Consider the following 6,975-nt stretch of genomic DNA (forward strand, 5'->3'; position numbering starts at 1 on the left):
CCAGCCAACACCGAGCTATCACTGTGATCACCTATCCTTCCGCTTAAGGATAGACCATACCGCAAGACGAGCCATGGCGCGAGGTGCCCGCCCTGCCACCCTCGGAGCCGACCGGGCCAAGGGTGTCGTTCACCCTCCCCGCTCGGGGAGTGCCTCCAGCACCGAGGGCAAATCGGCCGGCAGGGCCGGCGCACCGCCGATCTCCCGGCTCGGATGACCGGGACCGTGGAAATCCGAGCCGCTGGAGGCCAGTAACGCATACCGCCGACACCATCCGCCGAGCTGCTGCACGTGGCGCGGCTCGGGCGAGGTTCCGCAGGCGACCTCCATCGCTTCGCCCCCCGCCGCGGTAAAAGCATCCAGCGTCCGCCGGATCCACGCCCCCGTCAGATCGTAGCCGAGCGGATGGGCGAGGACCGCGATGCCCCCGGCCCGGCGAATCCACTCGATCCCCTCCTCCATGGCCACCCAATCGCCGTGCACATAGCCCACCCGGCCACGACGCAGGTAGCGCTTGAATGCCTCCTCGTAGCCACGCACATTACCGCTCTCGACCAACCACCGCGCATAGTGCGCCCGGGTGATCTCCGCGGTGCCGGCCGCCTCCCGTGCGCCCTCCCGCGCGCCACTGAGTCCGGCACGTTCCAGGCGCTCGCCGATGGCCTCGCCGCGCTCCTGCCGGGCCCGCTGCATCCGCGCCAGACCATCCTGCAGCCCGGGCTCGCCCGGATCGACCCCGAGGCCCACGACATGGAACGTCCGGCCCTGCCAGAGCACCGACAGCTCCAGCCCGGCGATCAGTCGGATCCCTGCAGTCGAGGCCGCCGCCTGCGCGTCGCCGAGGCCCGCCACCGTGTCATGGTCGGTCAGCGCCAGGGTGGTCACGCCCTGGTCCGCCGCGCGATGGACCACCGCCGCCGGCGTCAGGTGCCCGTCCGAGGCGGTGGAATGGCAGTGCAGATCGTGCGAAGCGCTCATCGAGCCACGCCCTCCTGATAGCGCCACAGACGGGCGTAAGCGCCGTCACGGTCGAGCAGTTCACGGTGGGTCCCCGCCTCGATGATCGTGCCGCCATCGATCAGCAGGATCTGGTCAGCGTCCTGAATGGTGGACAGGCGATGGGCAATTGCCAGCGTGGTGCGCTGCGCGGCCACCTCTTGCAGCGTCGTCAGGATGGCACGCTCCGAGGCGGAATCCAGCGACGAGGTCGCCTCGTCGAGGATCAGCAGTGGCGGGTCCTTGAGCAGCACCCGGGCAATGGCGATGCGCTGCTTCTCGCCACCCGAGACCTTCAGGCCCCGCTCACCGACGAGGGTATCCAGCCCCTCGGGCAACTCGCTGATGAACCCGTCGAGATGCGCCCGGCGCACAGCCTCGTGGATCTCGGCCTCGCTGGCGTCCGGGCGCCCATATGCAATGTTGTAGCGGATGGTGTCATTGAACAACACGGTATCCTGCGGCACCACCCCGATCGCGGCACGCAGGCTGTGCTGGGTCACGTCGCGCAGATCCTGGCCATTGATCGTGATCCGCCCGTCATCGACGTCATAGAAGCGGAACAGCAGCCGGGCGATGGTCGACTTGCCGGCCCCGCTGGGTCCCACCAGGGCCACCTTCTGGCCCGGCTCCACCGTAAAATCGACGCCGCGCAGGATGGGCCGGTCCGGCTGATAGCCGAAACGTACACCTTCGAAGCGGATGCGTCCGCCATCCGGGGCCAGGGGCACTGCATCGCTCCGGTCGGGCACCTGCGGGTGCTGGTCCATGAGGCCGAACATGCGCTCGATATTGATCAACGACTCGCGCATCTCCCGATAGACGAACCCCAGGTTGTTGAGGGGGATGAAGAGCTGCAGCAGGTAGGCGTTGATCATGGTCAGATCGCCCAGGCTCATGCGCCCTTCCAGGACCTGGAGGGTGGCCATCCCCATCATCACCGTGATCGCCGCGGCCACGATGAAGGCCTGACCGGAGTTAAGGGCGGCCAGCGAGAGCCGGTGCTTGATGCGTGCCTGCTCCCAGGCGGCCAGATCGCGATCGTAGCGCTCCGCCTCGTAACGTTCGGCGTTGAAGTACTTGACCGTCTCGTAATTGAGCAGGCTGTCCACGGCCCGGGTGTTCGACTGGTTGTCCATCTCATTGGCCTCGCGCACGAAACGCGTGCGCCACTCGGTCACGGCCAGCGAGAAGGCGATGTAGAGGGCCACGGCCAGCATCACCGTGAGCACGAAGCTCCAGTCGAAGGCGATGGCCAGGATCAGCGCCACCAGCGCTACCTCGAGGAGGGTGGGCCCGATGTTGAACACCAGGGTGCGCAGCAGGAACGACATGCCGCTGGTGCCGCGCTCAATGTCACGGGCCAGGGCACCGGTCCGTCGAGCCAGGTGGAACCCCAGGTCGAGCCGATGCAGGTGCTCGAACACGCGCAGCGCCGCTCTCCGCATGGTCCGCTCGGCCACCCGGGCGAAGACGGCATCCCGTAGCTCCTGAAACAGCGTCGACGCGAAGCGCAGCAGGCCGTATCCGAGCACGAGAGCCAGGGGTACGAACAGCGCCGCCTCGGCGGTGCCCCGAACCTCGTCCAAATGGTCGACGAGGAACTTCAGCGCCACCGGAACCAGCACGTTCGCCACCTTGGCCAGCACCAGCAGGGCGAGGGCGAGCAGCGCCCGGTTCCGGAACTCGTTCAGGTAGGGCAGGACACTGGCGATGATCCGCCAGTTGGGACGTCCTCCGCTGTAGCTGTTGTTCCGAAACTTGCGCAAAAGAGGCCCCGGACGACTTGACGCGCTCATGGTACTGGCTTGGCCGGGCCCGGCGCCAGTCGGCGGCGGCGGTCATATCGGGGGCCCTCGGGAAGCTGTTAGACTGCGCGGTTACCAGTTAGCGGCAAGCGCTTGAGAGGCGCGGTACCATGCAGTACCTGCACACGATGGTCCGGGTTAGCGACCTCGAGGCCTCCCTCGATTTCTACTGCAACAAGCTCGGCCTGATCGAGATCAGCCGCCGCGAGAGCGAGCGCGGCCGCTTCACGCTGGTCTTTCTGGCGGCCCCGGACGACGTCGAGCGCGCCAGGGCCGAGAAGGCCCCCATGCTGGAACTGACCTGGAACTGGGACCCGGAGACCTACACCGGCGGTCGCAACTTCGGGCATCTGGCCTACCGGGTCGAGGACATCTACGCCACCTGCCAGCGTCTACTGGACGCCGGCATCACCATCAACCGCCCGCCCCGGGACGGCCACATGGCCTTCATCCGTTCCCCGGACGGGATCTCCATCGAGCTGCTACAGGCCGGTGACCCCCTGCCCGAGCAGGAACCCTGGGCCTCGATGCAAAACACTGGAACCTGGTAAACCGAATGGTCGAAAACCTCCGCAACATCGCCATCATCGCCCACGTTGACCACGGCAAGACGACCCTGGTCGATCAACTGCTCCAGCAGTCGGGCACCCTCGACGCCCGCGGCGGCGACGCCGAGCGGGTCATGGATAGCGACGACCTCGAGCGCGAGCGGGGCATCACCATCCTGTCCAAGAACACCGCCATCGACTGGCAGGGGTACCGGATCAACATCGTCGACACCCCAGGCCACGCCGACTTCGGCGGCGAGGTCGAGCGCGTGCTCTCCATGGCCGACTCCGTGCTGCTGCTCGTCGACGCCCAGGACGGGCCGATGCCGCAGACGCGCTTCGTTACCGAGAAGGCCTTCGCCCTCGGGCTCCAGCCGATCGTCGTGGTCAACAAGATCGACCGGCCCGGCGCACGACCCAACTGGGTCATCGACCAGACCTTCGACCTGTTCGCGGACCTGGGCGCCACCGAAGAACAGCTGGATTTCCCGGTCATCTACGCCTCGGCTCTGGGCGGATACGCCGGCGAGGAGCCGAGTATCGATAGCGGTGATATGACGCCGTTGTTCCAGACTATTGTCGACCAGGTGCGTCCCCCGCAGGTCGACAGCGACGGCCCCTTCCAGATGCAGATCACGACCCTGGACTACTCCAAGTACTTGGGGCAGATCGGCATCGGTCGGATCAAACGGGGCCACGTCACACCGGGTACTACGGTCACCGTGGTCGACCGCGAGGGGAACCAGCGCAGCGGACGGATCCAGACCCTGCTCGGCTTCCTCGGCCTGGAGCGGGTGGAGATCGAATCCGCCGACGCGGGCAACCTGGTGGCGATCACCGGCATCGACCCGCTGGACATCTCCGACACGCTCTGCGACCCGCAGCAGGTGGAGGCGCTGCCGGCGCTTACCGTGGATGAACCGACGGTGAGCATGGGCTTCGAGGTCAACAAATCGCCGTTCGCCGGCCGCGAGGGACGATATGTGACCAGCCGCCAGATCCGCGAGCGCCTCGACCGTGAGCTCAAGTCCAACGTCGCCCTGCGCGTCGAGGCCACCGACGACCCGGACCGCTTCCACGTCTCCGGCCGCGGGCTCCTCCACCTGTCGGTGGTCCTCGAGAACATGCGCCGCGAGGGCTATGAGATCGCCGTCTCCCGTCCAGCGGTCATCACCCGCACCGGCGAGGACGGCCGCACCGAAGAGCCCTACGAGCACCTGGTCGCCGACATCGAAAGCGACCACCAGGGCGCGGTCATCGATGCCCTCAACGAGCGCGGCGGCCGCCTGCAGGATATGCAGGTCGACAGCAACGGACGCGTCCGCCTCGAGTACACCATCCCGGCGCGGGGCCTGATCGGTTTCCAGACGGACTTCATGAGCCTGACCTCCGGGACCGGCATCCTCACCCACGTCTTCGATCACTACGGTCCCCGGAGCGACAAGGAAGTCGGCCAACGCCGCGAGGGGGCGATGATCTCCGGCAACGACGGCAAGGCGGTCGCCTACGCGCTGTTCAACCTGCAGGAGCGCGGACGCCTGATGGTCTCGCCCAACGACCCGGTCTACGAGGGGATGCTCATCGGCCTGAACAGTCGCGATGCCGACATGACGGTCAACCCGCTCAAAGCCAAGGAGCTGACCAACGTCCGGGCAGCCGGCAGCGACGAGAACGTCATCCTCACTCCGCCCATGCAGCTGACCCTGGAGTACGCGCTGGAGCTGATCAACGACGACGAACTCGTCGAGATCACCCCGGAATCCATCCGTATGCGCAAGCGCCTGCTCACCGAGAGCGAGCGCAAGCGTCACAAGCGGGCCAGCTAACTGCTGCCGCCCCGGTAGTGGACCTCGGCGTCGAGGCGCAGCGCGTCCTCGGCGTCGAGCACCACCCGCCACCCCCAGATCCGGATCACGCCATCTGCATCCACGGCGATGCCTGCCGACCCGGATGCGTTACGCAGGGTCACCGTCCCGTTCCGACTTCGCAGGGACACGTCCCCGCCCGCCACCAGGCGTAGATCGCCACGCTCCACCTGCCAGTCGCCATCGCCGCGCCGGGTCCGCAGCCGGGTTCCGTCGCCGGCCAGAACCCGAAGCGTGTCGCCAGCCCGCAGGTGCAAATCCCGACCGGAGCGGGCCGCCACCCCGCCGGCACCGCCAAGGCGTACCGGCCCGGTGGCCTGCACGGCGGTTGCCCGTTCGCTCCGACCGGCGACCCCGGACTTCGCCGAAACCCGCCGACTCCCACCAACCCGTTCACGGCGCCGGGCACCGGCACGCTCGCGGAGGCCTCCTGGACCGGCAAGGAGCTCGAGCGGCCCCGCCCCGGCATCCAGCGCCACACGGTGCCCGTGGTCCGCACCACCCCTGACCGCAAGCGCCCTCGCCCCGCCATCCCCGGCATCGAGCACCGCACCGGCGGAGTGCCTGTCCCCACGGTCTCCGGCCCCGGGGAAGAACACCCCGCGGCCGGCGCGCGTAGCGTAGGCCGCCACACGGCCACCGCTTTCGATGGCGGGATGCCGCTGACCGGAGACCGGCAGGCTGCCGAGGATCACCGGCGCGTCCGGATCGCCATCCAGGCAGGTCACCAGCACCCGCTCCCCGTCGACCAGCGGTGCGTGCCAACCACTGCGGCCCCCGCCGCGCGGCAAAGGCAGCAGGCGCACCACGGACTCGGGCAGATCCAACCCGCTGCGCCGCTCATCCCCGGCCACCAACCGACCACCATCGGTGCAAATCCGTGCCGGTACCGGCTGACGCAGGGGGAACTGGGCCGGCTCCGGCGGTCGGTACGGCAGCGCCGTGGCACCGACAACCTCCGGCACCGCCTCAAGCTCGGCCCGGTACCCGAAGAGCGCTGCATCCGCAACCGTATCGTCCTCGCACCAGAGGCTGTGACGGACCCGGGTAATCAGGTACCAGCGACCCCAGTCCGCGATTTCGCGGTCGCCACCCTCCCCGACCACCAGCACTGGCGTCCGCAACCCGGCACGCGGCCCGACCTGCCGAGTCGCTAGCGCCAGCCACCGTCGCCGGGCTGCCTGCGCCTGGCGCCGCATACGGGCCAGATGCACCGCCACCGCATCGTCGAGCCCGGGCGGCACCGGCCGCGGCGAGCCGGTCTCCTGCAACCGCACACACCAACCCGGCTCCGTCAGGCCCGGGCCGGCCCCGCCCCCTGGCAAGCGCAGCGCCCCATCCGCCTGCGGAAACCCTGCGGCCGTGTCGGTCAACAGCGGGCGCTCATGGACCCCGTCCTGCCAAGCCAAGGTCACGCCGGCCTGTGCCCAGAGTCGCTGCAACAGGAGCAGGTCGCTTGCCCCGGCCTGCAGCACCTGCCGTCGCCACGCCGGCGCCTCACTCACCCGCCAGACTGGATCGGCCCACGCATAGCCGACGCCCGCGAGCCAGCAACGGGTCAGCTCCTCCAGGTTGATCCGGGGAAAGAACCGGTGGGCCCCACCAAGGCCCAACCGCGCCAGGCGCGGCTCAATGACGGCTTCGAAGCGATCGCGCTCCCCTCCGGCGCCGGACCCACGCCGCCAAGCCGTCAGCTGCCCGGCCAGGCAGCGCCAACCACCGAGACCATCCCCCCAACGCAGCCGAACCGTGCACCCC

The 6,975-nt window shown here is 68.6% G+C and carries 5 protein-coding genes; 2 read left to right on the forward strand and 3 right to left on the reverse strand.

Translation table 11 applies throughout. From position 1 onward, the window contains the following. Positions 1-129: 129 nt before the first annotated feature. Entirely contained in the window at positions 130-978 is an 849-nt protein-coding gene (locus CCR79_RS01125) for a PHP domain-containing protein (RefSeq protein ID WP_201167739.1), read from the reverse strand. Further along, on the reverse strand, positions 975-2,795 hold the full coding sequence (locus tag CCR79_RS01130; RefSeq protein ID WP_370645259.1) for an ABCB family ABC transporter ATP-binding protein/permease: 1,821 nt from the start codon (positions 2,793-2,795) through the stop codon (positions 975-977). The genes CCR79_RS01125 and CCR79_RS01130 overlap by 4 nt, the downstream gene beginning before the upstream one ends. A 119-nt stretch (positions 2,796-2,914) precedes the next feature. Here CCR79_RS01130 and CCR79_RS01135 point away from each other — a divergent pair, with 119 nt between their 5' ends. Both CCR79_RS01135 and typA read left to right on the forward strand, forming a co-directional pair. Further along, positions 2,915-3,355: a VOC family protein gene (locus CCR79_RS01135; RefSeq protein ID WP_201167744.1), complete on the forward strand. Its 441-nt coding sequence runs from the start codon at positions 2,915-2,917 to the stop codon at positions 3,353-3,355. Positions 3,356-3,360: 5 nt separating this feature from the next. Next, the gene (typA, locus tag CCR79_RS01140; RefSeq protein ID WP_201167746.1) at positions 3,361-5,178 is read left to right on the forward strand and encodes a translational GTPase TypA; all 1,818 of its coding nucleotides are present in this window, start codon (positions 3,361-3,363) and stop codon (positions 5,176-5,178) included. On the opposite strand, the gene CCR79_RS01145 is transcribed toward typA, so the two are convergent. Continuing rightward, the coding region (locus CCR79_RS01145; RefSeq protein WP_201167748.1) for a contractile injection system protein, VgrG/Pvc8 family at positions 5,175-6,975 on the reverse strand (1,801 nt) is incomplete at its 5' end. The genes typA and CCR79_RS01145 overlap by 4 nt on opposite strands.

It is taken from the genome of Halorhodospira halophila, from assembly GCF_016653405.1.
Lineage (GTDB): Bacteria > Pseudomonadota > Gammaproteobacteria > Nitrococcales > Halorhodospiraceae > Halorhodospira > Halorhodospira halophila_A.

Bases quoted from the DNA above. Each gene is read 5' to 3' on its own strand.
- CCR79_RS01130 (WP_370645259.1), bottom strand. From the start codon at position 2,795: ATGAGCGCGTCAAGTCGTCCGGGGCCTCTTTTGCGCAAGTTTCGGAAC.
- typA (WP_201167746.1), top strand. From the start codon at position 3,361: ATGGTCGAAAACCTCCGCAACATCGCCATCATCGCCCACGTTGACCAC.
- CCR79_RS01125 (WP_201167739.1), bottom strand. From the start codon at position 978: ATGAGCGCTTCGCACGATCTGCACTGCCATTCCACCGCCTCGGACGGG.
- CCR79_RS01135 (WP_201167744.1), top strand. From the start codon at position 2,915: ATGCAGTACCTGCACACGATGGTCCGGGTTAGCGACCTCGAGGCCTCC.